The sequence below is a fragment of the Pseudomonas leptonychotis genome, assembly GCF_004920405.1.
In the GTDB taxonomy this organism is placed as follows: domain Bacteria; phylum Pseudomonadota; class Gammaproteobacteria; order Pseudomonadales; family Pseudomonadaceae; genus Aquipseudomonas; species Aquipseudomonas leptonychotis.
In genome coordinates this window covers 1,244,696-1,270,749 of sequence record NZ_RFLV01000001.1, presented here as the reverse complement: position 1 = coordinate 1,270,749, position 26,054 = coordinate 1,244,696, and the positions used below count along the sequence as shown (strand labels likewise).

Genomic DNA, 26,054 nt, shown 5'->3' with positions numbered 1-26,054 from the left:
ATGCTGAGAGTTCTGATTGTCCTGTGGCTGGCGCTGCTTGGGCTGAATGTAAGCGCTGCACAACCGAGTGAGCCGGTACTGCGAGTGGGCATCACCGAGGTGCCGCCATTTGTGATTAAAGAGCCGGATGGCAGCTGGCGCGGCATTAGCATCGACCTATGGAACACCGTCGCTAAAGAAGCGGGTTATCAGTTCGAGTTGCTGCCCATGCCGTTCGAGCGTCTGTTGCCGAGTCTGGAAGACGGCCAGCTTGATGTGGTGGTCGGCGCGCTGACCATGACTGCTGAGCGCGAAGACCGTGTTGACTTTACTCATCCGTTCTATCGCACGGGTTTGGCCATTGGCGTGCCACTGGCCAGTGAAGGGGGCGGCTGGACAGTGCTCAAGGGTTTGCTGTCCTGGCAGTTCCTCAGCCTGGTGCTGGGGTTAGCGGTGTTGCTGTTACTGGTGGGCGCGGCGCTCTGGTTGTTTGAGCGGCGTGGCAACAAGGAGCAGTTTGGCGGCACGCCGGTGCAAGGGCTCGGCTCCAGCTTTTGGTGGGCCGCTGTAACCATGACCACGGTCGGTTATGGCGACAAAGCCCCGGTCACGCTGGGCGGCCGACTGGTCGGGTTGGTGTGGATGTTTGCCGGTTTGATCATGGTGTCGACCTTTACCGCGGCTGTAGCCAGCGCCCTTACCGTGGGCAATCTGCAAGGTGGCATTCAGGGCGCTGAGGATTTGCGCCGGGCCCATGTCGCGACCATCGACAAAACCGACAGTGCGCGTTATCTGTCCAGCCAACGCATCCGTCACACGGATTATCCCAACTTGCTGGAGGCCATGCTCGCTGTGCAAAACGGTGATGCCGAGGCGGTGGTGTATGACCAGCCAATCATGCAGTACCGCAATGGTGAGATGAATAAGGGCGGCCTGCGGCTGCTGCCCGGCACCTTCGAGAACCAGTCTTATGCTTTTGCCCTGGCAGACGGCAGCCCTTATCGCGAGCGCATCAATCTGGAGCTGCTGCGTGCCATCAGTGGTTCGGATTGGCGCAAGCTGCAACAGCTGTACTTGGGCGTGCCGTAAATTGTGTCTAGCGCCTCAGCGAACTAGCCCAGTATCAGCAGGCTGGCCGCTAATGCGTTGATCTGCTCCTGGCGCTCGCTGTCTTCCAGCGCTGCGCCGGGGTTGAGTGATGACCATTCAGGGTGGGCGCGGGCTTTGCGCAGGGCGTCCGGTAGGCTGCCTTCGCGCCAGCTAGGGTCGTTCGGAAGGCTCATCTTGATGGCTGCGACAGCCGCGTGGCCACGAGCCTCCAGCGCTTGCAACAGCAACTGTTGACGCAAGGTCAGCAGGCGTAGCACGGCGTCATCCACCGTCAGTTCGCGTTGACCTTTGAGTTTGTCTTTTAGGCGCGAGCCGTAAGTACGTATGGTTTGTGCGCTGCCACCGATCAGCGCGCCGAGTGCGGCGGCTGCACCGAGGGTAATGCCGCCCACCAGCAGATCGACGCCTAGGCCCGTAGCCGCACCCGCCGCCATCCCGCCGCCCAGGTTGAGGCCGAGCTGCTTGAGGGTTTCCGGGTTGAACAGGTCGTCGCCCCAGCGGCCGTCGAGTAAGGGGAGGTCTGTGGCGTGCGCATCGTCTTGGCGGAAGGCATACAGGCGCAGCAGGGCTTCCACGCAGCGTTGCTCGCGCTGGCGGATGGCCTGGTGCAAATCACGGATCGCGCCTTGCTCAAGCTCGCTCTGGGCGGCCACGCTGCGGCGGCAGGCGGCGCAGTCCAGCAGCAGTTCGGCGATCAGTCGTGCGCCGCTGCTGCGGCGTAGCTGGCGCTGTGTCTGGTGATCATCAATCAGCCGTTGCAGTTGCGGGCGGGCTTTTTCCAGCAGCAAGGCGAGGCTGTCGTACAGGCGGCGCTCACCATCCAGCGGCGGCGCCACGCTGTCGAAGCACACCAGCGCATGCAGACCGAGGCGGGCCAGGGTGTCGCGCCACTCCTGTTCGCGGTGCTGGCTGCCGCTGACGAAGTTCAGCACCGGCAGCAGTGGCCGGCCGCACATGCTCAGCACGGCCAGTTCATCGCGGTATTTGGCCAGCACCGGCTCGCGTGCGTCGATCACATACAGGCCGGCGGCGGAGGCGAGCAACTGACGCAGCACCTTGGCTTCCTGCTCGAAACGCTGGCGTGCTTCGCTGCTGTCGAGGAAGCGCTCTAGCCGTGCCGGGCCGTCCAGGCGTTCGCCGGGGCGATCCAGGCGCTCCAGATAGTCGAGCAGGGCGATGGCGTCTTCCAGGCCGGGGGTGTCGTACAGCTCTAGCAGCGCTTCGCCGTTGACCGAGAGGCGCGCGCCTTCAACATGGCGGGTGGTGCTGGGGCGATGCGACACTTCACCGAAGCCGACATCGCGGGTCAGGGTGCGCAGCAATGAGGTCTTGCCGACATTGGTGTGGCCGACCACGGCCAGTTTTAACGGTTTAGTCATGGCCATGCTCCAGCCAGCTGAATGGCGCACTGTCGCTATAGCTGAGCTGCAATTGCTCCAGCGCCTGGTGCCAATCGCTGAGTCGTTCACTGTCGAGGGCTTCGCCTGCAGGTGGTTGCAGCAGCCAGATACGGGTGGCGCTGGCCGTACGGGACAGTTCGCCGAGTAACGCCAGGCTGCCGCGATCCGGCGAACGGCGAGGGTCGCAGGCAATCAACAGGCGGGCTGGCGGGAAACGGCTCAACTGATCGAGCAGCTGATTACGTTGTTCACGGCTGTCGATCACCCCGGCGTCGCTGATACCTTTGGGCAGTGTCGGTGGCCAGTTGCGCTGTGGGTCCAATTCGATGGCCAGAATCACGGCGCCCTGGCTCTGAGCCAACTGGTTGCCAGCATGCGGCTGATAAAGCTGCGGGGGAGCTGCATCGCTGATGCCCAAGCGTTCGCTGCTCGGTTGCAGGCGTTCGCGCAGCAGGCTGTAGCCGGGCAGGCTGAGGTCCAGGCTCAGTGCAATGCAGCCTCGTTGCCAGCGCCACAGGCAGAAAAGCAGTAAGGCCAAGCGCGGCAACAGGCCGTAGACCACCAGCACCCCCACCAGCCAGCCGGCCCAGCTTAATCGCGCGGTTTCGTTGGCCAGTGCGCTGTCGCCGCTGGCGCGAATCAGCTCGGCATCCGGCAGGCTGAAGCCGAGTAACGCTGGCAGGCTGCCGAGGGCTTGAGTGAGGGCGATAAAGCTGTCGCCGCCGAGCAATGTGCTTTCCCAGACAAAACCGTAACGGCGGGTAGCCAGCAAGGCGAGTAGGGTCAGTAGTGCGGTGAGCAGGGTCAGCAACCAAAAGCCGTGCACGAGTATGCCCAGCCCCCAGCGACTAAGGCGCTGGCGTTGCAACATCAGCAGTAAGGCTGGAGCCAGCTGCGCCGCTTGGACATCGCGAGCGAGCTTGGCGCTCAGCCATAACCACAGATGGCCGAGTGCACCTGCGCTGTCGCGGCTCAGCAGCAAGCCCAGCGTCCAGCCCACGAGCAGGATTAGGTTCAGCCCGAGAAGGCTACCTAAGGCCCAGAACACATTGACCGGACGCTGGCCGTCGCCCAAGGCTGCGACGGCCAGGCCGCTGCCGCTGAGGATGCAGAGCAGTAGCAGCAGCAGTGCGGCCAGACGTGCGCCATGCAGCCAATGCTGCAGCGCCTGCACCTGGCCGTCGCGCTCACCCAGCAACCAGGCGCGGGTCTGGATGCGCTCGCCGAGTGCGTCGCCTTGTAGCTGAACGCGGCGATTGATCTCACTGTCTTCCAGCGGTCCGGCATGCTCCTCGCGCAGGCGGATGGTTTCACTGAGCCAGAGGCGATGCAGGCGGTTGGGCGTCGGTTGGTCGAGTGGGCTCACGCGATGTTCCATAGACGAGTGGAAACCAGAGCATAACCGCAGCGGCTGGCACATGGCACAGCTGCGAGCGCGTGTACTCCTGTCGCCAGTCCAGCTAGGCTGGTGGTGACGGGCGGCCGTGTGCCTCGACCAGCAGCCTCTGAACGCTTAACAATAAAAGCGAGTGCCATCGTGAAATTACCGCATCTGGAGTGGGTCAATCAGGATTCACCGTACCTGCGTCAGCATCAGCAGGGCTTTCGTGGTCTTCGTTTTGATGATGAGCTGGAGCAGACGTTCAAGCGTTATCACGCCAATGTGTTCCTGCGTCGCATGCGCTGGGCATTGTTGGTGGCTACCCTGCTGGCGATGCTGTTTGTGCTGCTGGATGCGATCAATATGCCAGACCCCTTGCGAGGTCAGGTGCTGACCCTGCGCCTGGGGGTTATTCAGCCGCTGCTGTTGTTGGCCTGGGTGGCGACCTATCAACGGAGTCTGCGCGATCACTTGCAGTGGGTGGGTGGCCTCGTGGCGTTGCTCTCCGGGCTCGCAGTGGCGGGCATTATCGGCTTGGCCCGTTATCACAGCTTTGCCCTACCTTATGAGGGCATCATTCTGGTCACGGTGTTCTTCTATTTTCTGACCGGGCTGCGTTTTACCACCGCAGTATTGTGCGGCTGGTTAACGTTGCTGGCGTACCTGGCGGTAGAGTTGAGCGTGGGCTTGGCGGGTGAGCTGCTGCTGAGCAATGTGTTGTTTTTGACCCTGGCCAATATCATCGGCTCGGTAGGCTGCTACTCACTGGAATACGCCACCCGGCAGAACTTCCTGGCCCATGGCTTGCTGCAGGACCTGGCCGAGAAGGATTTCCTCACCGGGCTGCTCAACCGCCGCGCCTTTACCGAACGTGCAGAACTCAGCTGGCGGCAAGCGCAGCGTGAAAAGCAGGCGCTGGGCGTGGTGATGATGGATGTCGATTTCTTCAAGCGCTACAACGACCACTACGGCCATGCCGCGGGTGACGAGGCCTTGCGCCAGGTCTCTCGGGTAATTGGTGAGCATGCCCGACGGCCGCTCGACTGCGCCGCGCGTTATGGCGGTGAGGAGTTTGTCGGGATTTGGTATGGCCTGACGGAGGAGCAGCTGCTGACGATTATGGAAAATATCCGAGCCGGTATCGAGGCCCTGGCATTGAGTCATGTCGGCTCGGATGCGGCTAACGTCGTCACCCTCAGTCTCGGCATGGCCTATGTGACTCCGCAGACCCACCAGAGTCTGGAGGATGCCTTGCGTTTGGCAGATGTCGCGCTCTACCTGGCTAAGGAGCAAGGGCGTAACCGCGTAGTGGCCAAGAAACAAGCGAGCTAGCTCAACTGAACGCAAGGACGGCTTCAATGATTCATGCGCAGACGGTATTCTCGCGCCTATGAAAACTTCACTCCCCCTCTGCATCATCGCCGCCCTCGCGGAAAATCGCGTGATTGGTCGCAATAACCAACTGCCTTGGCACCTGCCGGCGGATCTCAAGCACTTCAAGGCGCTGACGTTGGGTAAGCCGATCATCATGGGTCGCAAGACCTGGGACTCCCTCGGTCGCCCTTTGCCGGGCCGGCTTAATCTGGTGGTCAGCCGCCAGCCGGATCTGCAGTTGGAGGGTGCTGAAGTGTTCACCAGTCTGGAGGCCGCCCTTGAGCGTGCTGAAGCCTGGGCCCGTGAAGAAGATGCCGAGGAGTTGATGCTGATTGGCGGTGCCCAGCTGTACGCGCTGGGTCTGGCTCAGGCCCAGCGTCTGTACCTGACGCGCGTCGCTATCAGCCCTCAGGGTGACGCTCATTTCCCCGCGTTTGCCGAAGCCGAGTGGCATCAGTCTTCCGCCATTGAACATCCGGAAAGCCTTGAAACTCCCGGCTATGTGTTCGAAGTGTGGGATCGCAAATAGCCCGTCCGGGTTGAATTTTCTGTGCTGCATTGATCTGCGCCAGGGTGAACGTCGGTATGGCGTACCACCCAGCAGGTCGTTGCTGCGTCGCGTTAAAAGCGTCCCGGCGTTGTCTTGCTGGCCGCTACGCTGTTTATTGCCGCTTGCCCTCTACAGGTGTTTCCCATGCATGACGCTGATGCCGATCAGGCCGAGCCGGACCGTATTGCCGCGATCTTTATTCGTCACCCTCTTTGGGAAGACGGCCTGGCCCTGGTGCTGGGAACTGCCATGGTGGCCTTGGGAATTACCCTCTACAGCCAGGCGGGGTTGTTGACCGGTGGCACCGTTGGTTTGGCTTTTTTAATGAAGTACTTGCTTGGCTGGCCGTTCGGCCTGGTGTTCTTTCTGATTAACCTGCCGTTCTATGTGCTGGCCATTTGGCGCATGGGTTGGCCGTTTACCCTGCGCACGTTTTGCGCGGTGGGCATGGTTTCTTTATTGGCGGAGCTGACCCCGCACTGGATTGGCTTTACCCACCTGAACGTGGTCTATGCCGCGCTGTTTGGTGGTTTTGCCATGGGCTTGGGCTTGCTGATGCTGTTTCGTCACCGCGCCAGCCTAGGCGGGGTGAACATTCTCGCGCTGTACCTGCAGGAACGTTTCGGCCTGCGCGCGGGCAAGGTGCAGATGGGTATCGATGTGCTGATCGTGCTGGGCGCGGTACTGGTCGTGCCGCTGGATAAAGTGGCGTTGTCGATTCTCGGCGCGCTGGCGCTGAATATGGTGCTGGCAATCAATCACCGCGCTGGGCGCTATATGGGCGTGAGTTAACGGCCGTCGACTCCTGAAAGCAAAAAAGCCCGGCACTCAGTGCCGGGCTTTCGTGTGTACTGATGCGTGTTACGGCATCAGTTTGTCCAGCATGGCCTTGTCGCGTACCGCGCCTTTGTCGGCGCTGGTGGCGAGCAGGGCGTAGGCCTTGAGTGCGGTGGTCACTTTACGTGGACGCACTTCAACCGGCTTCCAACCCTTTTTGTCCTGCTCGTGACGGCGATGGGCGATTTCTTCATCGCTGACCAGCAGGTTGATGGTGCGGTTAGGAATGTCGATCAGCACCTTGTCGCCATCTTTAACCAAGCCGATGGCGCCGCCAGCAGCGGCTTCTGGCGAAGCGTGACCGATGGACAGGCCTGAGGTACCGCCGGAGAAGCGGCCGTCGGTAAGCAGGGCGCAGGCTTTGCCCAGGCCTTTGGATTTCAGGTACGAAGTCGGGTAGAGCATTTCCTGCATGCCCGGGCCGCCTTTCGGGCCTTCGTAACGGATGATGACGATGTCACCTTCCTTCACTTCGTCGGCGAGGATGCCGCGCACGGCGCTGTCCTGGCTTTCGAATATTTTCGCGTTGCCTTCGAAGACGTGGATCGACTCGTCAACGCCGGCGGTTTTCACCACGCAGCCGTCGAGGGCGATGTTGCCGTAGAGCACGGCCAAGCCGCCTTCTTGCGAATAAGCGTGCTCGACACTGCGGATACAACCGTTTTCGCGGTCGTCGTCGACTGTGTCCCAGCGCGTGCTTTGGCTGAACGCGGTTTGAGTTGGGATGCCGGCCGGGCCTGCGCGGAAGAAGGTGTGCACGGCTTCATCGTCGGTCTGGGTGATGTCCCACTTGGCGATGGCTTCGGCCATGGATTTGCTGTGCACAGTCGGCAGGTCGGTGTGCAGCAGGCCGCCACGGGCCAGCGAACCGAGAATGCTGAAGATACCGCCGGCGCGGTGCACGTCTTCCATGTGGTACTTCTGGATGTTCGGTGCGACTTTGCACAATTGCGGCACTTTGCGCGACAGGCGGTCGATGTCGCGTAGGTCGAAATCGATTTCGCCTTCCTGGGCGGCGGCCAGCAGATGCAGGATGGTATTGGTCGAACCGCCCATGGCGATGTCCAAGGTCATGGCGTTTTCGAACGCCTTGAAGTTGGCGATATTGCGCGGCAGTACCGAGTCATCGTTGTCGCCGTAGTAGCGTTTGCACAGCTCGACGGCAGTGCGCCCGGCTTGCAGGAACAGCTGCTCGCGGTCGCTGTGGGTGGCCAGGGTCGAACCATTGCCGGGCAAGGCCAGGCCGAGGGCTTCCATCAGGCAGTTCATCGAGTTAGCGGTGAACATGCCGGAGCAGCTGCCGCAAGTCGGGCAGGCGCTGCGCTCGTATTCGGCTACCGTCTCATCGCTGGCGCTGTCATCGGCAGCAATCACCATGGCGTCGACCAAATCGAGGCCGTGGCTGGCCAGCTTGGTTTTACCGGCTTCCATCGGCCCGCCGGAGACGAAGATCACCGGGATGTTCAGGCGCAAGGAGGCCAGCAGCATACCGGGGGTGATCTTGTCGCAGTTACTGATGCAGACGATGGCGTCGGCACAGTGGGCGTTAACCATGTACTCCACGGAGTCGGCGATGATCTCGCGGCTCGGCAGCGAATAGAGCATGCCGTCGTGGCCCATGGCGATGCCGTCATCGACCGCAATAGTGTTGAATTCTTTCGCCACGCCGCCGTGCTTTTCGATCTCGCGGGCGACCAGCTGGCCCATGTCTTTCAGGTGCACGTGACCGGGCACGAACTGGGTGAAGGAGTTGGCGATGGCGATGATCGGCTTCTTGAAGTCTTCATCCTTCATCCCGGTGGCACGCCACAGGGCACGGGCGCCGGCCATGTTACGGCCGTGGGTGGAGGTCTTCGAGCGGTAATCAGGCATGGCGATAAATCCTGCAAAGGCTAATCAGGTCACGCGTTCACAGGCACTGGCGCTGTGCGGGCAACGGGCTGTTGGTACGTATGGTGAGCCGGGATCAGGCCGAAGGCAAATGCAAGTGTGCATTTACTGGGCTGTGGGGTGCTGCTGACGCAGGGTGGGCGCCAGCGTGGCCGGGCTACAAGTCTGCCTAGATGTGGCAGGAGAGTGGCGATTCTAATCCCCGGCGGCTTGTGGCGAAAGCCGCCGGCTGCTTATTCACGCACGTCGATTTATTCGATCGTTTCGATGCCGCGCATGCGGGTGGCGCGTCGGCGCAGCAGCTCGATGGTGATCAGCAGCGCAATCGACATCAGAATCAGCAGGGTGGCGATGGCCAGAATGCTCGGACTGATCTGCTCGCGCAGGCCCGAGAACATCTGCCGCGGGATGGTGCGTTGCTGTGGGCCGGCCATAAACAGAATCACCACCACCTCGTCGAACGAGGTGATAAAGGCGAACAGTGCCCCAGAAATCACCCCCGGACGGATCAGCGGCATGATGATGTCAAAGAACACCCGCAATGGCGTGGCACCCAGGTTCAGCGCGGCGCGGGCCAGGCTGTAATCGAAACCGGTGAGGGTGGCGGTCACTGTGATGATGACGAAGGGGGTGCCAAGGGCCGCGTGAGCAATGATCACGCCGAGGTAATTGCCAGCTAAGCCGAGGTCGGAATAGAAGAAGAACATGCCGGCGGCGGTGATGATCAGCGGCACGATCATCGGTGACAGCAACAGTGCGGTGATCAGTCGCCTTGCCGGCATATCGTCGCGGGCCAAACCAACAGCTGCGCAGGTACCGAGTACGGTGGCCAGCAGGGTGGCGAAAAAGCCGATCAAGAAGCTATTTTTTATCGCCAGCAGCCACTTGTCGTCGGTGAAGATGGCGGTATACCAGCGCAGCGAATAAGCCTCGGGCTGAAAGGTGAGCATGCCTTCGGTAAAGCTGAAGAACGGCTCGACGTTGAACGACAGCGGGATGATCACCAGGATCGGCATGATCAAAAACAGCAGCACCAGCCAGGAGCTGGTTTTTAACAGCCAGCTACCCAGGTGGTGCCAGAAGCCATAGTAGGCGGGAATCTTGGACATATCAGCTCATCCCAGTTTGATATTGCTGGCGCCGACAAAGCGGTCGTACAGCCAGTACAGCAGCAGGATCAGCGCGAGCAGCAAGGAGCCAAGCGCGGCGGCTAGTTCCCAGTTGTTCGAACGCTGCATATGGAAGGCGATGATGTTGCTGATCATCTGCCCATCGGTGCCGCCGACTAACGCCGGGGTGATGTAGTAGCCCACAGAGATAATGAACACCAGCAGGGCGCCCGCACTCAGGCCCGGTAGGGTCATCGGGAAATAAATGCGGGCGAACGCTGGAATCGGCCGAGCGCCCAGCGACAAAGCGGCGCGCAGGTAGCTGGGGTCGATGCCACGCATCACGCTGTACAGCGGCAAAATCATGAACGGCAGCAGGATATGCGTCATCGCCACCACCGTGGCGAACGAGGTGTAGAGCATCTCGATAGGCTGATCGACAATACCCACACTCAGTAGAAACGAGTTGATCACGCCGTTGGTCTGCAATAACGCGATCCAGGCCGTGGTGCGTACCAGCAGTGATGTCCAGAACGGCAGCAGCACCAGCACCAGCATCAAATTGGCGCGATTTTCCGGCAGGTTGGCCAGGTAGTACGCCAGTGGATAGCCAAGTAGAGCGCAGAACAGCGTGATCACCAGCGCCATGCTCAGGGTCTTGGTGTAGAGCTGGACATAAATCTGCGTGTCCTCACGCACCTGAATGCCTTGCTCTGGGTCTAGTTCAAGGTCGAGCGCGGTCAGGTAGTAGTCATAGGTGTAAAGCTTGCCCGCGCGCTGGATGGCATACCAGATGGCCGGGTCGCTCCACTTGCGATGCGCTTTGAGCAGGGTCTCAGCGCCTTGTTGCGTGAGTTGCTCGGCATTCAGGCGTGAGATTTTTCGGGCGGTGGATTTGACCACGCTGGACATGCCAGCCGTGGCACGGTTGATCTCTTCGGCTAGCTTGCCGGACTGGCGTTGTTTGGCCAGGTCGTGCAGCTCCTGGGTAAATACGCTCAACGTTTGCTGATCGGGAACCGTTTTGCCGTCCCAGCGTTGTAGCTCGCTTAGGGTCAGCGGAATTAGGGTGGCCACCGTCGGGTGATGGACACTGCGCCAGAGCATGCTGGCGATGGGGGCAACGAAGCTCAGCATGATGAATATCAGCAACGGCAGCACAAACATAAACGCGGTCAGGCGTTTCTTGCGTCGCCCACTGGCGGCTTGACTGGCTTCGATGCTGGTGAGAGAGGACAAGACATGACTCCGTGTAGGGTGGGTTAGCCGCGCAGCGGCGTAACCCACCATCAAGACCACAGGTAACAGCGGTTGGTGTGGTGGGTTACGCCTTCGGCTAACCCACCCTACGTAGTTACTTCAGCAGCCACTCGTTGAATTTTTCTCCGAGGGATTCACCGTAGTCAGCCCAGAAGTCCGAACCGGCCTGGATGCCTTTGCTCAGGTGAGCGGTAGGCAGGTGTGGTGCGGCGCTTTTATCGGCCAACGGCATGGACGACTTGCGAGTCGGGCCGTAGGCCACGTCCGGCATGCCGGCCAGCGGCTTGGAGCCGGTGGCGTAGGCGATGAACTTCATAGCCAGGTCTTTCTTCTTCGAGCCTTTGACGATGGCCCAGGCATCGAGGTCGTAGACGTGACCGTCCCAGACGATGACAAAAGGCTTCTTCTCTTGGCGGATGGCGTCATAGAAACGGCCGTTAGCCGATTGCACCAGTACCGCACCGCCGTCGTTCAGCAGTTGCGGCGCCTGGGACCAGGAATCAAACCAGACGATGTCCTGCTTGATGGTGTCCAGTTTGGCAAACGCACGGGCTTGACCTTCTGGAGTGGCCAGTACTTCATAAACGTCAGCCGGTTTTACGCCATCAGCCAGCAGCGCCCATTCCATGTTGACCTGAGGGCGTTTGCGGAGAGCGCGCTTGCCGGCAATTTTCTGGGTATCGAAGAAATCAGTGATGCTGGCGGCCTTGGTGTCGCCGATGGTTTTCTCGTTATAGGCGAAAACCACCGACCAAACGATATTGCCAACCGCGCAGTCGCTGGACAGGGCTTCGGGGATAAAGTCTTTGTCGGCGGCTACGCCGTCGATGCCGGCGGGCAGAACGCTGTGATCCAGGGTTTCTAGCAGCCCTTCGGAGCAGGCGCGTTCAAGGTCGATTACTTCGAAGTCGACCACGTCCCACTGGATGTTGCCGGACTCGACCTGGGCTTTGATCTCGGCCACACCGCCGGTGTAGTCCTCGAACAGTACCTTGTTGCCGGTGTCTTTCTGGAAAGGGTCAATCACGTGCTTTTGCTGGGCTGCGCCATAGGCACCACCCCATGACACTACCGTGAGAGTTTCCTCGGCGCTGGCGGCAAAACTTGCCGTGCCTAGCGCGGCAGCTAAAGCGAATGTGGAAAAGCGGGTGGTCAGTGTTCTAGCCATGCTGTGCTCCATTGCTTTTTAGTCTTAGGGTTATTAGAGCGCCTGGGGAACATCCGGTCGGTCCAAGGCCTGGCTGTCTTGCGGTAGCCAGGCTAGGGCGACTTCATCCTTGGCGCTGAGTTGCGGTGCAGAACTGTCATTCATGTTTTTCACCACCAGTTCGGTACCGTCAGCGGTTTCGAAGTGGTAGCGAATGTATTCGCCGACGTAATGCCGGGTGACGAAGCGCGCCATGACCTGATTGCCGGTGCTGCCAAGGCGCTCGGTAAAGCTGAGTTTTTCCGGGCGAATTGACACGGTGGTCGGCAGGCCGACTTGTGTGCAGTTGGCTTTTTGCGCGTTGATTAAGCTGCCATCTTCTAGGCGCACCTCGACGGTGTCCTCGCCGACGCTTTCGATCACACCCTTGAGTTTGTTGCTCTCGCCAATAAAGTCGGCGACGAACAGGTTAGCCGGGCGCTCGTAGAGCACATTGGGCGGCGCGCACTGCTGAACGATGCCGCTTTCGAATACGGCAATCCGATCACTCATGGTCAGGGCTTCAGTTTGATCGTGAGTCACGTAGATCACGGTGAAGCCGAGCTGCTCATGCAGGCGCTTGATCTCGAACTGCATCTGTTCGCGCAGTTTCTTATCGAGCGCACCGAGGGGTTCGTCCATCAGCACGATATCGGGGGCAAAGATCAGCGCGCGAGCCAGGGCCACACGTTGGCGCTGGCCGCCCGAGAGTTGCCCGGGGAAACGGTTGCCGAAATCCAGCAACTCAACCAGCGACAGGTACTCATCGACCTTGGCGTTGATCACGTCTTTGGGCTGCTTGCGGATTTTCAACGGGTAAGCCAGGTTCTCGCGCAGGGTCATATGCGGGAACAGCGCGTACTGCTGGAACACCATGCCGATATTGCGCTCGTAGGGCGCGATGCTGGTGACCGAGCGGCCGTTGATCAGGATTTCGCCGCTGGTTACATCCTCAAATCCGGCGAGCATCATCAGGCAGGTGGTTTTACCGGAGCCGGAAGGACCAAGCAGGGTTATGAACTCGCCCTTGGCCACATCCAGGTTGAAGTCTTTGACCACCAGGTTCTTGTGATCGTAGGTTTTCTTGACGTTAGTGAATTGCAGGAACGGTGTGTCCCCAGCCAGGTCAGCCATACCCCTCCCCAAATGTGCTCTGAACAGACAGCCGCTTGTGGCCGCTATCTGAATGCTTGAATTCGCCGGCCCGCTTTTATGATTCGACGGGTACTTGTTTGAATGTTCAAGTTACGCAAGCACTGTGCCAGTACGCCGTCAGAGCAGCGCGAGCGCGGCGGTGCTGGGGTCTAAGCCTAGCCCAGGCGTGGGGTTGCGCCAGGCGAGTGTGGGGAGTGGTAACAACGCGGGAGAGAAAGAAGCACCTGCCGAGACGCACTCGACAGGTGCGTGGTGCTCAACTGTTGGGCAGTAAGCGCACGGTCAGGCTCTTGATATAGCGGGTTTCAGCAATGGCTGGGTGCACTGGGTGATCCGGGCCCTGGCTGCCGCGTTCAAGCAATTGCATATTGCGGTCTAGGTGGCGTGCGCTGGTCAGCAGGATGTTCTGCAGGTTGTCCTCTTCCAAGTGCATGGAGCAGCTGGCGCTGATCAGGATGCCGTCCTTGTTGAGCAGGCGCATGGCCTGTTCGTTGAGGCGACGGTACGCACCTTCACCGTTTTTCTGGTCTTTTTTGCGCTTAATAAACGCCGGCGGGTCGGCGACGATTACGTCGAAGCGCTCTTCCGAGGCTTTCAGCTGCTTGAGGGCTTCGAACACATCACCTTCAACACAAGCGACTTTATCGGTCAGGCCGTTCAACGCGGCGTTGCGCTCAACCCCATCGAGAGCGAAGCTTGAGGCGTCCACACACATCACGTCGCTGGCACCGAACGCTGCGGCTTGCACGCCCCAACCGCCGATATAGCTGAACAGGTCGAGTACGCGTTTGCCTTTGACGTAAGGGGCTATACGCGCACGGTTCATGCGGTGGTCGTAGAACCAGCCGGTCTTTTGCCCTTCGATGACCGGAGCCTCGAACTTCACGCCGTTTTCTTCCAGGGCGACCCATTCCGGCACTACACCGAAAGGGGTTTCGACATAGCGTGGTAAACCTTCGGCGTCACGCGCGGCGGAATCATTCTTGAGCAGGATGCCGCTGGGCTTGCACACCTGAATCAGCGCAGCGAGTACGTCTTCTTTGTGCTGTTCCATGGTGGCGGAAGCCAGCTGGACCACGAGGATGTCGAAGAAACGGTCGACCACCAGCCCCGGCAGCAGGTCGGAGTCGCCGAATACCAAGCGGTAGCAGGGTTTATCGAACAGGCGCTCACGCAGCGACAGAGCCACATTGATGCGGTGCACCAGCAAGGATTTGTCCAGTACGTGTTTGACATCACGCGACAGCAGGCGTGCACAGATCAGGTTGTTCGGGCTCATCGCCACGACGCCCAACGGCTTGCCGCCCGCCGCTTCGAGAATCGCTTGGTCTCCGGCGGCGAAACCACCGAGCGGGGTGGCGGCAACGTCGATTTCGTTGCTGTAAACCCACAGGTGGCCGGCGCGCAGGCGTCGATCGGCGTTGGCTTTAAGGCGCAAGCTAGGCAAGGACATCGTGGGTACTCCGCAGAAAAGAGCGGAATTATAGCCCAGGCGACGCAGCCTTCGCTGGGGCGCCTGGGCGGCAGCGGTTAAGCAGCGAGCAACTCGATCAACTGACGATTAAATGCGGGCAGATCATCCGGTTTACGGCTGCTGATTAAGTTGCCATCTTTGACCACCGCCTTATCGATCCAATGCCCGCCGGCATTGCTAATGTCATCTTTCAGCGAGTTCCAGCTGGTCAAAGTTCGACCTTTGACGAGGCCAGCGGATACCAGCAGCCAGGCGCCGTGGCAAATAACCGCAATGGGTTTCTCCTGCGCGGCAGCCTGTTTAACCAGTTCTTGAGCCCGCGGGATGCTGCGGATCTGATCAGCGTTCATGACCCCGCCGGGCAGTATCACTGCGTCGTAATCATTGATTCTGGCGACCTCGAAAGTCTTGCTGACTTTAAACGCGTCAGCGGGTTTGTCGTGGTGCCAGCCGCGCACGGTATCAATGGTGTCGGACAGAATATCGACAGTTGCCCCGAGCTTTTCCAGTGCTTCTTTAGGGCCGGTCAGCTCAACTTGTTCGAATCCGTCGGTTACTAGCAGTGCGATGTGTTTACCTTTGAGGGAGGGCGTCATGTCGTTCTCCTTGTTCGTGGGTGTTCAGATTCGAAGGCGCAGCCACTACAAAAGTTCACCGAAACTAAAGTTGCGGGACGGTCGGCGACCGTTAGACTGTTGAGCACCTCCACGTATGAATTCAGGTCATGGCTCAAGAACTCTCTGCCGAATATATCCAGCAAGTGCTGCAGGGCATCAGTGTGCCGCCGCAGCCGCAGATCATGGTGGATTTGCAGATGGAGCAGGTCATGCCCAACCCGGACCTGCGCGCCATCGCCAAGCTGATCAGCCAAGACCCCGGCCTATCCGGGACGCTGTTGAAGGTGGTGAACTCGCCGTTTTTTGGCCTGGCTAACCGCATTGCTTCGATTCAGCAGGCGGTCAACCTGCTGGGCTGCAATACGGTGATCAACCTGATCAATGCGCAGTCGATTCGTGGTGAATTGACGGATGAGGCGATTGTCACCCTCAACCGTTTTTGGGACACCGCTCAGGACGTGGCCATGACCTGCCTGACCCTGGCCAAACGCATCGGTTATCACTCGCCGGATGAGGCGTACACCCTTGGGTTGTTTCACAACTGTGGCATCCCGCTGATGATCAAGCGCTTCCCCAATTATATGGTGGTGCTGGAAGAGGCCTACGCCAATGCCACCGACGAGCGCCGTGTGGTGGACACTGAGAATCGCTTACTCAATACCAACCATGCGGTAGTCGGTTATTTCACCGCCAAGTCGTGGAATCTGCCGTTGCACCTGTGTGAAGCGATTGCCAGCCACCACAATGCGTTGGCGATTTTCACCGAAGATTCCAGTCGTGACGCGCAGCTGAAAACCCTGTTGGCGATTCTGAAAATGGCTGAACACATCTGTGCCAGTCATCAGGTGCTGGGCAATCAGCCGGATGACCATGAGTGGCAGAGTATTGAGCGGTTGGTTCTGGAGTATGTCGGCTTGTCTGAGTACGACTTCGAGAACCTGCGCGAGAGCATTCGCGATATGGGCGCGTAATCACGCATATCGTCGCTCTTGGGCATTCCTGCTAAGGTGAGTGCCCGTCCGATTCCTGCCTGATTTGCTGCTATGCCCGAACTCCCTGAAGTAGAAACCACCCGCCGTGGCATCGCGCCGTACCTTGAAGGCCAGCGCGTCAGTCGCGTGATCGTCCGTGAGCGGCGTTTGCGTTGGCCGATCCCGGAAGACTTGGATATTCAGTTGTCCGGGCAGCGGATCGAATGCGTTGAGCGGCGCGCCAAGTACCTGCTGATCAAGGCTGAAACCGGCAGCTTGATCAGCCATCTGGGCATGTCCGGCAGCTTGCGTCTGGTCGAGGCGGGCTTGCCCGCTGCCAAGCATGAGCATGTGGATATCGTGTTGGAGTCTGGCCTGGCCCTGCGTTACACCGACCCGCGCCGCTTCGGCGCGCTGCTCTGGAGCGCGGAACCCCTGAACCACGTGCTACTCAGCAAGCTGGGGCCGGAGCCTTTGACCGATTTGTTCGATGGCGAGCGTTTATTTCAACAGTCCCGTGGCCGGGTGATGGCGGTTAAACCGTTCATCATGGATAACGCCGTCGTGGTCGGGGTTGGCAATATCTATGCGACGGAGGCGCTGTTTGCCGCCGGCATTGATCCGCGTCGCGAGGCCGGTTCGTTGTCGCGGGCGCGCTATCTAAAGCTGGCGAGCGAGATCAAACGCATTCTTGCCCACGCCATTGAGCGGGGCGGTACCACGTTGCGCGACTTCGTCGGCGGCGACGGCCAGCCCGGATATTTTCAGCAAGAGCTGTTCGTTTACGGACGCGGCGGCGAGTTTTGTAAGCTCTGCGGCAGCACGTTGCGTGAGGTCAAGCTGGGCCAGCGCGCCAGCGTTTATTGCCCGCGCTGCCAGCGTTAGGTCGCGATGACTGAGTTAATGGCTGGAGCCTGCTACCAGCAAGGTATGCACAACAATAAGAAAGGCCGAGGTATTGATGTCCGGTAACTATCTGCCCCGTAACCCGCTGGCTGAATGGGTGGGGCGCGTGGCGCTGAAACTGATGGGTTGGCGCATTGAGGGTGAGCTGCCGAAGCTCGACAAATTTGTCGTGATTGGTGCGCATCACACCTCTAATTGGGACTTTGTGATCTTTATTGCACTGAAGTTCGTTCTGCGCCTGAATGCCCGCTGGTTTGGTAAGCACACCATCTTTAACTGGCCCTTTGGCGGGCTGATGCGCGCCTGGGGCGGTATCCCGATTCATCGTGAGCGTCAGGGCAATACCGTGGAGCAGGCGGTGCGCGCTTTTAGCGAGCATGAGCAGTTCATGCTGATTCTCTCGCCGGAGGGCACGCGCAAGAAGGTCGAGCGCTGGAAAATGGGCTTCTATCACATCGCTCTTGGGGCGGGTGTGCCGATCGTTCTGGGTGCGTTGGATTACCCGAAAAAACGGCTATTGATCGGGCCGACATTTATGCCGACGGGAGATGAAGTGGCTGACCTCAAGGCGATTCTGGCGTTTTTCCGGCCCTATATCCCGAAAAAACCTGAATATGCCTTTCGTGGCGATTGACGGCCGTCACGCTGACAATTATCAATGCGCTGTTATAGTTAGTCTTACTGCCTCCTAATAGCTGAAGGATCGCCCCATGAAACTGTTCCGCTCGACCGCTGCTGCACTGGCGCTGACCACTGGCCTGCTGGCGCTGCCAGCCCTTGCTGACGTGGCGCAGCAGAACACCAGCGGCGACCCGCTTTATACGGCGAATGCACCTAAGGCATTTTCGATGATTGGTGATCTGCTCATCGCGCGCCCACTGTTGATCGGCGCAACCGCCATCGGTGCAGTGGCATTCGTGGTGAGTCTGCCGTTCACCGCAGCAGGTGGGAATATTGGCGAGGCTGGCCGTGCATTGGTCGTTGAGCCCGGCAAAGAGGCCTTTGTACGCTGCCTAGGCTGCACGACCAGCGGTTATAAGCAGAACTAATAGCTTTCTGCTTCCGGGCTGCCGCGATTTTGGCTGGGCAGCCCTGTGGGGTTCTGCGCTCTGATGAACCCTGTAATACGAGTTATCGCGTTATGACAGGCGTGACCACCGCAGTGCCTATGCCGCGTGGGTCGCTTGCTGCTTCGACCTTCCCATCTTGCTTGTTCCAGAGCAGCACCTGCTGATTGCCGTACTGCCTGCCTGTCGACTTCAATTGATGCCCTAATGCTTCTAGTGCGGAGATTTCTGCAGCGCTGAAGGTCTGCGGTTCATGCTCGATCTGGTCTGGGCGAAATTGGTGGTGATAGCGCCCGACACTGGGCCAGCGCTCAATCGGCTGTTGATCCAGATACTGCAGCATCGCCAGCAGGACCATGCTGGGTATACGGCTGCCGCCTGGGGTGCCAAAACTGGCGAAGTCCTCGGCACTTTCAATAAAGCTTGGGCTCATGCTCGACAGCGGCCGTTTGCCGGCGGCAACGCTATTAGCCTGGCTACCACTTAGGCCGTAGGCATTGGCGCCTTGTATGTCGGCTGCAAAGTCATCCATCTCATTATTGAGCAGCACCCCGGTACCGGGCACGGTAAAGGCTGCACCGAACGGCAGATTGACCGACAGTGTTGCGGCGACCGCGTTACCTTCTGCGTCGAGTACTGAGAAATGGGTGGTGTGATCCCCCTCTTTCCAGGCCGCTGCAGGTGGCAAGCTGTCACTCGACGTGGCGTGTTGCGGGTCAATGCTGCTGGCCAGCTGTTTTAGATAATCAGGGGCAAGCAGTCGCTGGGTGGGGTTAGCGACAAAGTCGGGGTCGCCCAGCAGGCCGCGATCACGGTAAGCACGCCGCAGGGTTTCGACCACCAAATGGGTGCGCTGTACGGCGTTAGCCTCTTGCCAGGGCAGTGCTTGCAGCATCAGCAGGCTTTGCCCCAGTGCCAGGCCACCGGCTGAAGGCGGTGGCGCGCTGATCAGCTCGCGACCCTGGTTAAGCTGAACGCGCAGCGGCTGGCGCTCGACGATGCGGTAGTCGGCCAGATCCTTGAGTGACCAGATGCCGCCGGCTGCTTGCACCGCGCTGACCAACTTGTTGGCCACTGCTCCGGTGTAGAAGCCTCGGTGGCCTTGCGCGCCGAGTTGTTCGAGCGTGTGGGCCAACTCTGGCTGGCGCAACAGTCCAAATGCTTCGGGAACTTCACCTTTGTCGAGGAACAGTCGCGCGGTCTCCGCGTCCTGGCGCATGGCTTCGAGGCGCCAACCGGCGCGTTCACGGTAAACCCGGTCGATACTGACGCCGCTGCGCGCCAAGCGTATTGCCGGTGCCAGCGAGTCGCGTAGGGGCAAGCGACCGAAGCGTTCGGCCAGCTCTACCAGCGCGGCGGGCAAGCCGGGGATCGCTGCGGCCAGCGCGCCATTCAGTGAAAGATCTTTACGAACCTCGCCATCGACTTTGTACAGGTCGGCGTGAGCGGCCAGTGGCGCACGCTCGCGTGCATCGAGAAAGCGGTAGCTGGGTGAGTCGCCTGCTTCGCGCAGAAGGAAAAAACCACCACCGCCGAGGCCTGAACCATAAGGCTCAACGACGGCCAGTGCCGCGCTGATGGCAATCGCCGCGTCGAAGGCGTTGCCACCCAGAGCCAGAGTTTCCTGGCCTGCAACCGTGGCCGCTGGATGCGCTGTGGCAATAGCAATGCGCTGAGGCTGTGCCGCCGCCTGCAGCTCAATGGCACAGAGTAGGGCAAGCGCACCGGCAAGGGCGCGCCAGAAGGAAAAGCCGCGGTTCAGACGGCCGGCGCTCATGCTTTACCGGTAATGATCAGGTACTTCTGCATCAGGTCATCCTTGCTTTCGACATTGTTCTCATCGAGCGGGATGCAATCAACCGGGCAGACCTGCTGGCATTGCGGTTCGTCATAGTGGCCGACGCATTCGGTGCACAGGTTGGGGTCGATCTCGTAGATTTCTTCGCCTTGGGAGATGGCGGCGTTGGGGCATTCAGGCTCGCAGACGTCGCAGTTGATGCAATCGTCGGTGATGATCAGGGACATGAAATAACCACTCCTGCTGCAACACGGGATTGCAGCCTTGAAAAGCGCATAGAGGCGATGCAACAAATTGTGCCGCATCAGGGCCGCGCATGCACGCGGCCCGGCACGAATGACTCAGCGCTTGAAGCGTTCGGTCAGCGCGGCGGCCACGGCCGGGTGCACGAAGTTGGAAATATCACCGTCTAGCGCCGCTATTTCGCGTACCAGAGTCGAGGAGATAAAGGAATATTTTTCCGACGGGGTGAGGAACAGGCTTTCCACGTTCGGCGCCAATTGACGGTTCATATTGGCCAATTGGAACTCGTACTCGAAGTCGGACACCGCCCGCAGGCCGCGCAGAAATACGTTCGCACCTTGCTCCTTGGCAAAGTGTGCAAGCAGCGTGGAGAAGCCCACGACTTCAACGTTTGGCAGGTGTTGAGTGACTTCTTTAGCCAATGCCACACGTTGTTCCAGGCTGAATAACGGGTTTTTCTTTGGACTGGCGGCGACTGCGATGATCACGCTGTCGAACAACCGTGCGGCACGCTCGACCAGGTCGCCGTGCCCCTTGGTGATGGGGTCGAAGGTGCCTGGGTATAACACTCGATTCATCGTGACGTCCTGGCGGGTCCGTTGGGGAGTCGGATGGTAGCGCAGCAAGGCACTGCGGCCAAGTCGGTGCGTTTGGCCTCAGGTTCTGTTGCGGGCCAGAAAAACCAGCAAGGCAGCGATCACCAGGCAGGCCAGCGCCACCCAGTCGGCGATTACAACCCGGCGTAGCGCCTCGTTGTAGCCGGGAGTACTCCAGGCCAAGTAAAGAAAGCTCAGCACGCTAAGCAGTCCGCCGATCAGGGCGATGGGCTGCAGTGCCGGGCGGAACGCAGCGTAGACCAGCAAGGCGCCGAGCAGGCCAAACAGCACGGCGCGACTGCGCATCAGTAAAAGCAGGTTGGGCTCCTGGAAGGTCAGGCCGTAGAGTTGCGCCAGGCGTTCAGCTCCTAAGACGCCGCTGAGCGGCAGCAAGTGAATGATGCCGGCGATGATCAGCAGCACGGAAACCACTTTCTGCAGCATGGACAGGCTCCTGGGTGGTCTAGGCGTGCAGCCGCTCAGCCAATTGGCTGGCCAGCTTGGCCGTCAGGCCATAGATCGACAGCTGCGGGTTGGCGCCGATACTGGTGGGGAACAGCGAGCCGTCATGAATCGACAGGTTTGCCAACTGATGGTGGCGGCCAAGACTGTCGGTCACGGCCAGTTGCGGGTCTTCACCCATGGCGCAACCGCCCATCACGTGGGCGCTGCCCAGGCGGGTGCGGTACAGCTCCAGGCTCAGGTTGTCGATCAGGCGCTTGGCTTCACTCAGCGTCTTCACGTAGCCGGCGTCGGTGTGCAAGGGCAGTACGGCCTTGGCACCGGCGGCGAATTGAACCTCTGCCATGGTATGAAAGGCGCGGCGTACGCCGTCCCAGGTGTAGTCGGTCATCTGGTAATCAAGGACCGGGCTGCCATCGCCGCGCAGCTCGACTTTGCCTTCGGCGCTGTCCGGGTGGAAACCGTCGCGCAGCAGCGCCAGCATGACGTTGGTGTTGGGCAGTTGCTCCATGCGCATGGCGTTATCGATGCCGAAGCGGCCGAGCAGGGTGGCGGTCAGCGCCGGTTGTAGAGGGGGTACTTCCAGCTTGTAAGAAAGACGCCCTGCCGCGCCGTCATCCCACTGGAAGTGGTCGGAGTAGATCGATTGTGGCGCCCCGTAGAACGGGTTGATCACCTGCTCGAAGAGGGCGGCAGAGAAATTCACCAAATGCAGGTAAGTGCGCTTGCCAGTGCGTTTATGCGGGTCGGGAGCGCCTGAGCGCAGAAGAATGCCCGGCGTGTTTATGCCACCACCTGAGAGCACATAATGCTTGGCCTTGACCGTTATTTTGCGGCCGTTGGGCGCGACGCTGCGTTCGTCCATGCCCAGACATTCAATGCCAGTGACTTTGTCACCGTCGAGCAACAGACGCTCGGCACGTGCCAGATACAGCAACTCACCGCCTTTTTCCAGGGTTGCCGGAATGGTGGTGACCAGCATGGATTGCTTGGCGTTGGTCGGGCAGCCCATGCCGCAATAGCCGAGGTTCCAGCAGCCGCGCACGTTGCGTGGAATGACTTGCCACTCGTAACCGAGCTTTTCGCAGCCCGTGCGTATCACTTCGTTGTTGGCGTTGGGCGGGACGGCCCAGGGGGCAACGCCCAGGCGCTGTTCCATCTGCGCAAACCAGGGGGCCATTTCTTCGGCGCTATGGCCTTGAACGCCATGCTCCTTGGCCCAGTGTTCCAAGGTCGGCGTGGGTGTGCGAAAGCTGGAGGTCCAGTTGATCAGCGTGGTGCCGCCGACGGCCCGACCCTGCATGATGGTGATTGCGCCATCTTTGCTCATGCGACCGATGCCTTCCTGGTAGAGGCTGGCGTAGGCCTGGTCTTCGAGCATTTTAAAGTCGCTGCTGGTCTTTAGCGGGCCTTCTTCAATCAGCAGCACCTTGTAACCCGCCGCGCTGAGAATTTCTGCGGTGGTGCCGCCCCCTGCGCCGCTACCGACGATGGCCACGTCCGCTTCAAGCGTTAAGTCGCCGTCCAGCTGCGAGCCGTTATAGGTTTTCCAGCCACGGGCCAGGCCCTCTTTAAAACTATCGGGTACAGGCATTTCAGATTCTCTTTTTTATGATCGCGCTGCATAAAAGGTTGAGCGAGCTAGAGCCAGGCTAGGCGCAGATGCGCGAGGACGCGGAGTTTACGAGTTGTAAATGAGCAGTCCGAGCGCATCTGCAACAACGCCTGGCCGACGCGCAGCCAGCCGTCAGACTGTAGGCGGGCCGGGGTAGCCGCAGTGCGCCCAGGATTCGGTGCGGCTGTACCAGCTCATCATCACCAGCTGGAGCAAAGAGGCGTGGCCCATTTTCAGCAAACCGATCGAGCTGTTCTGCCAGCGTTCGAGAAAGGCCTGCACGTCGGCGGGCGCTGCGGTTTCCCAGCTGCCCCAGACCCCGGTCAGCGGGCCTCGGGTGATCGGCATGGCCAGCACGTCGAACAGTTGCACGGTCAGCTTTAGCAGTTCTGGCGAGACGTGATTAAGGCTGTAATCGAGGTTGGTGAGGGTGCCCGCCACCGCTTGCGGCATTTTCTCGGGCGTCACCGCACCGGCCAGCATCACCGGAATCAAGGCGTTCAGGAAGGCCAGGTCGGATTCGCGGATCACCGCAAAACCGGCTTTTGGCGTGCTGGCCGAGCAACCGCTGAGGCTGGCGGTAAGCCCGGCCGTGGCAAGCAAGGCCGAGCCCATCAGGCCGATTTTAAGCAGGCCGCGCCGTGACAGGCCGGGTGCTGCGAGAGTGCTGTCGTGCATGCTGTGATCACCGCTAAAGGCGTTCGTAAGCGCGGGGTGTGCCCGCGCCTACAGGGAGGGTTAGCGAACGAAAAATTTGTAGACCAGTTTCTGGATCGCCTTGCCATAAGGCGGGTAAATCATTTTGGCGGCATTGAAGCGCTGTTTAATAAACACCCCCTTGGCCTTGCTGAAGGTCAGGAAGCCTTCATGGCCGTGGTAGTGGCCCATGCCGGAGGGGCCAATGCCGCCGAACGGCATGTCATCCTGGGCCACGTGCAGCAGGGTGTCGTTAATGCACACGCCACCAGAATGGGTTTCGACCAGCACGCGCTGTTGCTCGCTTTTGTCGTAACCGAAGTAGTACAGCGCCAGCGGCCGGTCGCGCTCGTTGATAAAGGCGAAGGCGTTTTCCAGGGTGTCGTAGGGGATGATCGGCAGCAGCGGACCGAAAATCTCGTCCTGCATCACCTTCATCTCGTCCGTTACATTCAGCAGTACGGCATACGGCATGCGGCGGCCCTGGGCAGCGGGGTATAGCGGGATGACAGTCGCGCCCTTGCTTTCGGCGTCCTGCAAATAACCGTTGAGGCGTTGCTGCTGGCGCTCGTTGATGATGGCGGTGTAGTCGGGGTTATCCGCAAGCGTTGGGTAGAAACCCTGTACGGCATTGCGGTAGGCCTCGACAAAACCGTCGACGCGGTCTTTCGGCACCAGCACGTAATCTGGGGCGACGCAGGTCTGGCCGGCGTTCATGGTCTTGCCAAACGCGATGCGTTCAGCCGCATCGGTTAAGGGCACGTCGGCGGAAACGATGGCGGGTGATTTGCCGCCCAGCTCCAGGGTTACCGGGGTGAGGTTCTCGGCCGCAGCGCGCATCACGTGCTTGCCGATGCTGGTGGCACCGGTGAACAGCAGGTGATCGAACGGCAACTTGGAGAAAGCCATGCCGACTTCTGCCTCGCCCAACACAACACTTACCAGGTCCTCGGGGAAGACCTTGGCCAGCAGGTCCTTGATCAGCAGCGAGCTGGCCGGGGTCGACTCACTCATCTTAATCATGACCCGGTTGCCGGCAGACAGCGCGCCTACCAGCGGACCAATGGCGAGAAACAGTGGGTAGTTCCACGGCACGATCACCCCGACCACGCCCAGCGGCTGGTAGATCACCTTGGCGGCTGCGGGCATAAATTGCATGCCAACGCTGCGCCGCGACGGCTTCATCCACTTTTTGATGCGTTTGGTTGCGTAATGAATGCCGTGCAGGCTGGGCATCAGCTCGGCAAGCAAGGTTTCATCCGCGCTGCGGTTACTAAAGTCCTGGGAAATCGCCTGGACCAGCGGCTCGCGCGAATCGCTGAGCAGTTGCGCGAGCGCTTTCAGCCACTGGATGCGCTGTTCGGCCGAGGGCATGGGGTTGGCCTTGAATGCCTGGCGCTGCCGGGCAAAGCTGCTCTCCAACTGGCTGAGCTGTTGTTGGCTGTTTTGCAGGCTTTGTTCCAGATACGTGACATCGGCGACCATGGTCTTGCTCCTCGGCATTCCAGCATGCAGTGCGTCAAACAAGCTCGCGCACTGCAGAAAAGGTGTGCTGGATTTTTAGAGCAATTGCTCTAATCTGTCAAATAGCATGACGCAGTCAGCCGACGAGCGCAGCCCAACGAAACGTTAGCGCGTTGTTGGGCCATGCTCGGCTAGCACGTTAAGCGTTTCTGCCTGTACCTTTGCCGGGCTTTTGAATCGAGAACGAGTCGTTATGTCAGCCCCACTGAAAACCCGTGAACGCATTATTCAGGAGAGCCTGGGGCTGTTTAATGCCCAGGGTGAGCGCAACGTCACCACCAACCATATCGCCGCCCACCTTGGGATTTCACCGGGCAACCTGTACTACCACTTTCGCAACAAGCAGGCGATCATCGCCGAGCTGTTCGCCCTCTATGAAGGCCAGGTAAGCACCTTTCTGCGACGCCCCGAGGGTCGCGCCCTGACGGTGCAGGATAAGACCTTCTACCTCGAAGCACTGCTGGCAGCCATGTGGCACTACCGCTTCCTGCACCGCGACCTTGAACACCTATTGGACAGCGACGCCGAGCTTGCCGAGCGCTACCGGCTATTTGCCCAGCGTTGCCTGGTGCAGGCGCAGAGCATTTATCAGGGCTTTGTCGAAGCCGGCATTCTGTTGATGGACGCCGCGCAAATCGAAGCGTTGACCCTCAATAGCTGGATCATCATGACGTCTTGGGTGCGTTTTCTCTGCACCACGCGTGGCAACCCAGGCGATCTCAGTGAAGAAATGCTCCGCCGTGGTGTTTACCAAGTGCTCGCGCTGGAGGGCGGCTACATCGCGCCGCCAGCACGTGAGGCAGTGGAGGCGTTATACGCCAAGCTGCATGTGCCGCTCGATCAGGTGATTTGAC

25 protein-coding genes are annotated in these 26,054 nt (G+C 59.9%); 9 read left to right on the top strand and 16 right to left on the bottom strand.

All coding sequences use genetic code 11. The annotated features are described in order from the left end of the window. A complete protein-coding gene (locus D8779_RS05725) occupies positions 1-1,068 on the top strand; it encodes a transporter substrate-binding domain-containing protein (RefSeq protein ID WP_136663482.1) in 1,068 nt (355 codons plus the stop codon). A 23-nt stretch (positions 1,069-1,091) separates the two neighbouring features. Here D8779_RS05725 and D8779_RS05720 read toward each other — a convergent pair whose 3' ends face one another. Both D8779_RS05720 and D8779_RS05715 read right to left on the bottom strand, forming a co-directional pair. Further along, the gene (locus D8779_RS05720) at positions 1,092-2,468 is read right to left on the bottom strand and encodes a DUF3482 domain-containing protein (protein WP_136663481.1); all 1,377 of its coding nucleotides are present in this window, start codon (positions 2,466-2,468) and stop codon (positions 1,092-1,094) included. Continuing rightward, positions 2,461-3,855 carry a DUF2868 domain-containing protein gene (locus D8779_RS05715; RefSeq protein ID WP_240789685.1) on the bottom strand — a complete coding sequence of 465 codons (1,395 nt, stop codon included), beginning with the start codon at positions 3,853-3,855 and terminating at the stop codon, positions 2,461-2,463. The genes D8779_RS05720 and D8779_RS05715 overlap by 8 nt, the downstream gene beginning before the upstream one ends. 171 nt (positions 3,856-4,026) lie before the next feature. Between D8779_RS05715 and D8779_RS05710 the strand changes: the two genes are divergently transcribed. From D8779_RS05710 to D8779_RS05700, 3 genes are all read left to right on the top strand, one after another. Beyond that, a complete protein-coding gene (locus D8779_RS05710) occupies positions 4,027-5,202 on the top strand; it encodes a GGDEF domain-containing protein (protein WP_136663479.1) in 1,176 nt (391 codons plus the stop codon). 58 nt (positions 5,203-5,260) lie between these two features. Beyond that, positions 5,261-5,773 (top strand): dihydrofolate reductase, encoded by a 513-nt coding sequence (locus D8779_RS05705; protein ID WP_205895782.1) that lies wholly within the window; start codon positions 5,261-5,263, stop codon positions 5,771-5,773. Between the two features lie 165 nt (positions 5,774-5,938). Continuing rightward, the gene (locus D8779_RS05700) at positions 5,939-6,586 is read left to right on the top strand and encodes a YitT family protein (protein WP_136663477.1); all 648 of its coding nucleotides are present in this window, start codon (positions 5,939-5,941) and stop codon (positions 6,584-6,586) included. A gap of 69 nt (positions 6,587-6,655) precedes the next feature. Here D8779_RS05700 and ilvD read toward each other — a convergent pair whose 3' ends face one another. The 7 genes from ilvD to D8779_RS05665 all read right to left on the bottom strand — a co-directional run bounded on the left by ilvD (position 6,656) and on the right by D8779_RS05665 (position 15,301). Further along, on the bottom strand, positions 6,656-8,503 hold the full coding sequence (gene ilvD, locus D8779_RS05695; protein WP_136663476.1) for a dihydroxy-acid dehydratase: 1,848 nt from the start codon (positions 8,501-8,503) through the stop codon (positions 6,656-6,658). 269 nt (positions 8,504-8,772) lie between these two features. Continuing rightward, positions 8,773-9,630: an ABC transporter permease gene (locus D8779_RS05690; protein ID WP_136663475.1), complete on the bottom strand. Its 858-nt coding sequence runs from the start codon at positions 9,628-9,630 to the stop codon at positions 8,773-8,775. Positions 9,631-9,636: 6 nt separating this feature from the next. After that, a complete protein-coding gene (locus D8779_RS05685) occupies positions 9,637-10,869 on the bottom strand; it encodes an ABC transporter permease (RefSeq protein ID WP_136663474.1) in 1,233 nt (410 codons plus the stop codon). Positions 10,870-10,984: 115 nt separating this feature from the next. Beyond that, the gene (locus tag D8779_RS05680; RefSeq protein ID WP_136663473.1) at positions 10,985-12,058 is read right to left on the bottom strand and encodes an ABC transporter substrate-binding protein; all 1,074 of its coding nucleotides are present in this window, start codon (positions 12,056-12,058) and stop codon (positions 10,985-10,987) included. A gap of 33 nt (positions 12,059-12,091) precedes the next feature. Beyond that, positions 12,092-13,210 (bottom strand): ABC transporter ATP-binding protein, encoded by a 1,119-nt coding sequence (locus D8779_RS05675; RefSeq protein WP_136663472.1) that lies wholly within the window; start codon positions 13,208-13,210, stop codon positions 12,092-12,094. A 277-nt stretch (positions 13,211-13,487) separates the two neighbouring features. Next, positions 13,488-14,684, bottom strand: coding sequence for a class I SAM-dependent rRNA methyltransferase (locus D8779_RS05670; RefSeq protein WP_136663471.1), 1,197 nt, complete (start codon positions 14,682-14,684; stop codon positions 13,488-13,490). Positions 14,685-14,761: 77 nt separating this feature from the next. Continuing rightward, positions 14,762-15,301, bottom strand: a complete 540-nt coding sequence (locus D8779_RS05665; RefSeq protein WP_136663470.1) for a type 1 glutamine amidotransferase domain-containing protein — start codon at positions 15,299-15,301, stop codon at positions 14,762-14,764. Positions 15,302-15,483: 182 nt separating this feature from the next. Here D8779_RS05665 and D8779_RS05660 point away from each other — a divergent pair, with 182 nt between their 5' ends. From D8779_RS05660 to D8779_RS05645, 4 genes are all read left to right on the top strand, one after another. Next, complete coding sequence (locus tag D8779_RS05660; protein WP_167492562.1) at positions 15,484-16,293, top strand: HDOD domain-containing protein; 810 nt, start codon at positions 15,484-15,486, stop codon at positions 16,291-16,293. Positions 16,294-16,365: 72 nt separating this feature from the next. Then, positions 16,366-17,178, top strand: a complete 813-nt coding sequence (gene mutM, locus D8779_RS05655; protein ID WP_136663468.1) for a bifunctional DNA-formamidopyrimidine glycosylase/DNA-(apurinic or apyrimidinic site) lyase — start codon at positions 16,366-16,368, stop codon at positions 17,176-17,178. 76 nt (positions 17,179-17,254) lie between these two features. Beyond that, the gene (locus D8779_RS05650; RefSeq protein ID WP_136663467.1) at positions 17,255-17,833 is read left to right on the top strand and encodes a lysophospholipid acyltransferase family protein; all 579 of its coding nucleotides are present in this window, start codon (positions 17,255-17,257) and stop codon (positions 17,831-17,833) included. Between the two features lie 76 nt (positions 17,834-17,909). Next, entirely contained in the window at positions 17,910-18,248 is a 339-nt protein-coding gene (locus D8779_RS05645) for a multidrug transporter (protein ID WP_136663466.1), read from the top strand. An 82-nt stretch (positions 18,249-18,330) separates the two neighbouring features. Here D8779_RS05645 and ggt read toward each other — a convergent pair whose 3' ends face one another. The 7 genes from ggt to D8779_RS05610 form a co-directional block, all read right to left on the bottom strand. After that, on the bottom strand, positions 18,331-20,043 hold the full coding sequence (gene ggt / locus D8779_RS05640) for a gamma-glutamyltransferase (protein ID WP_136663465.1): 1,713 nt from the start codon (positions 20,041-20,043) through the stop codon (positions 18,331-18,333). After that, entirely contained in the window at positions 20,040-20,291 is a 252-nt protein-coding gene (locus D8779_RS05635) for a YfhL family 4Fe-4S dicluster ferredoxin (protein ID WP_136663464.1), read from the bottom strand. Before D8779_RS05635 ends, ggt begins: the two co-directional genes overlap by 4 nt. A 114-nt stretch (positions 20,292-20,405) precedes the next feature. Continuing rightward, complete coding sequence (gene coaD / locus D8779_RS05630; protein ID WP_136663463.1) at positions 20,406-20,885, bottom strand: pantetheine-phosphate adenylyltransferase; 480 nt, start codon at positions 20,883-20,885, stop codon at positions 20,406-20,408. A 78-nt stretch (positions 20,886-20,963) separates the two neighbouring features. Then, positions 20,964-21,347 (bottom strand): phosphopantetheine adenylyltransferase, encoded by a 384-nt coding sequence (locus tag D8779_RS05625; protein WP_240789684.1) that lies wholly within the window; start codon positions 21,345-21,347, stop codon positions 20,964-20,966. Positions 21,348-21,366: 19 nt separating this feature from the next. After that, positions 21,367-22,959, bottom strand: a complete 1,593-nt coding sequence (locus tag D8779_RS05620; RefSeq protein ID WP_136663462.1) for a GMC family oxidoreductase — start codon at positions 22,957-22,959, stop codon at positions 21,367-21,369. 153 nt (positions 22,960-23,112) lie between these two features. Further along, complete coding sequence (locus D8779_RS05615; RefSeq protein ID WP_136663461.1) at positions 23,113-23,658, bottom strand: twin-arginine translocation pathway signal protein; 546 nt, start codon at positions 23,656-23,658, stop codon at positions 23,113-23,115. 60 nt (positions 23,659-23,718) lie between these two features. Next, the gene (locus D8779_RS05610; RefSeq protein ID WP_136663460.1) at positions 23,719-25,161 is read right to left on the bottom strand and encodes a coniferyl aldehyde dehydrogenase; all 1,443 of its coding nucleotides are present in this window, start codon (positions 25,159-25,161) and stop codon (positions 23,719-23,721) included. 232 nt (positions 25,162-25,393) lie between these two features. Between D8779_RS05610 and D8779_RS05605 the strand changes: the two genes are divergently transcribed. Continuing rightward, positions 25,394-26,053 (top strand): TetR/AcrR family transcriptional regulator, encoded by a 660-nt coding sequence (locus D8779_RS05605; protein WP_136663459.1) that lies wholly within the window; start codon positions 25,394-25,396, stop codon positions 26,051-26,053. Position 26,054: the final 1 nt, after the last annotated feature.

What these genes read in the sequence shown, in the direction of transcription:
- D8779_RS05725 (WP_136663482.1), top strand. Translation starts at nt 1, where the DNA reads ATGCTGAGAGTTCTGATTGTCCTGTGGCTGGCGCTGCTTGGGCTGAAT.
- D8779_RS05720 (WP_136663481.1), bottom strand. Translation starts at nt 2,468, where the DNA reads ATGACTAAACCGTTAAAACTGGCCGTGGTCGGCCACACCAATGTCGGC.
- D8779_RS05705 (WP_205895782.1), top strand. Translation starts at nt 5,261, where the DNA reads ATGAAAACTTCACTCCCCCTCTGCATCATCGCCGCCCTCGCGGAAAAT.
- D8779_RS05700 (WP_136663477.1), top strand. Translation starts at nt 5,939, where the DNA reads ATGCATGACGCTGATGCCGATCAGGCCGAGCCGGACCGTATTGCCGCG.
- ilvD (WP_136663476.1), bottom strand. Translation starts at nt 8,503, where the DNA reads ATGCCTGATTACCGCTCGAAGACCTCCACCCACGGCCGTAACATGGCC.
- D8779_RS05690 (WP_136663475.1), bottom strand. Translation starts at nt 9,630, where the DNA reads ATGTCCAAGATTCCCGCCTACTATGGCTTCTGGCACCACCTGGGTAGC.
- D8779_RS05680 (WP_136663473.1), bottom strand. Translation starts at nt 12,058, where the DNA reads ATGGCTAGAACACTGACCACCCGCTTTTCCACATTCGCTTTAGCTGCC.
- D8779_RS05675 (WP_136663472.1), bottom strand. Translation starts at nt 13,210, where the DNA reads ATGGCTGACCTGGCTGGGGACACACCGTTCCTGCAATTCACTAACGTC.
- D8779_RS05670 (WP_136663471.1), bottom strand. Translation starts at nt 14,684, where the DNA reads ATGTCCTTGCCTAGCTTGCGCCTTAAAGCCAACGCCGATCGACGCCTG.
- D8779_RS05665 (WP_136663470.1), bottom strand. Translation starts at nt 15,301, where the DNA reads ATGACGCCCTCCCTCAAAGGTAAACACATCGCACTGCTAGTAACCGAC.
- mutM (WP_136663468.1), top strand. Translation starts at nt 16,366, where the DNA reads ATGCCCGAACTCCCTGAAGTAGAAACCACCCGCCGTGGCATCGCGCCG.
- D8779_RS05650 (WP_136663467.1), top strand. Translation starts at nt 17,255, where the DNA reads ATGTCCGGTAACTATCTGCCCCGTAACCCGCTGGCTGAATGGGTGGGG.
- D8779_RS05645 (WP_136663466.1), top strand. Translation starts at nt 17,910, where the DNA reads ATGAAACTGTTCCGCTCGACCGCTGCTGCACTGGCGCTGACCACTGGC.
- ggt (WP_136663465.1), bottom strand. Translation starts at nt 20,043, where the DNA reads ATGAGCGCCGGCCGTCTGAACCGCGGCTTTTCCTTCTGGCGCGCCCTT.
- D8779_RS05635 (WP_136663464.1), bottom strand. Translation starts at nt 20,291, where the DNA reads ATGTCCCTGATCATCACCGACGATTGCATCAACTGCGACGTCTGCGAG.
- coaD (WP_136663463.1), bottom strand. Translation starts at nt 20,885, where the DNA reads ATGAATCGAGTGTTATACCCAGGCACCTTCGACCCCATCACCAAGGGG.
- D8779_RS05625 (WP_240789684.1), bottom strand. Translation starts at nt 21,347, where the DNA reads ATGCTGCAGAAAGTGGTTTCCGTGCTGCTGATCATCGCCGGCATCATT.
- D8779_RS05620 (WP_136663462.1), bottom strand. Translation starts at nt 22,959, where the DNA reads ATGCCTGTACCCGATAGTTTTAAAGAGGGCCTGGCCCGTGGCTGGAAA.
- D8779_RS05615 (WP_136663461.1), bottom strand. Translation starts at nt 23,658, where the DNA reads ATGCACGACAGCACTCTCGCAGCACCCGGCCTGTCACGGCGCGGCCTG.
- D8779_RS05610 (WP_136663460.1), bottom strand. Translation starts at nt 25,161, where the DNA reads ATGGTCGCCGATGTCACGTATCTGGAACAAAGCCTGCAAAACAGCCAA.
- D8779_RS05605 (WP_136663459.1), top strand. Translation starts at nt 25,394, where the DNA reads ATGTCAGCCCCACTGAAAACCCGTGAACGCATTATTCAGGAGAGCCTG.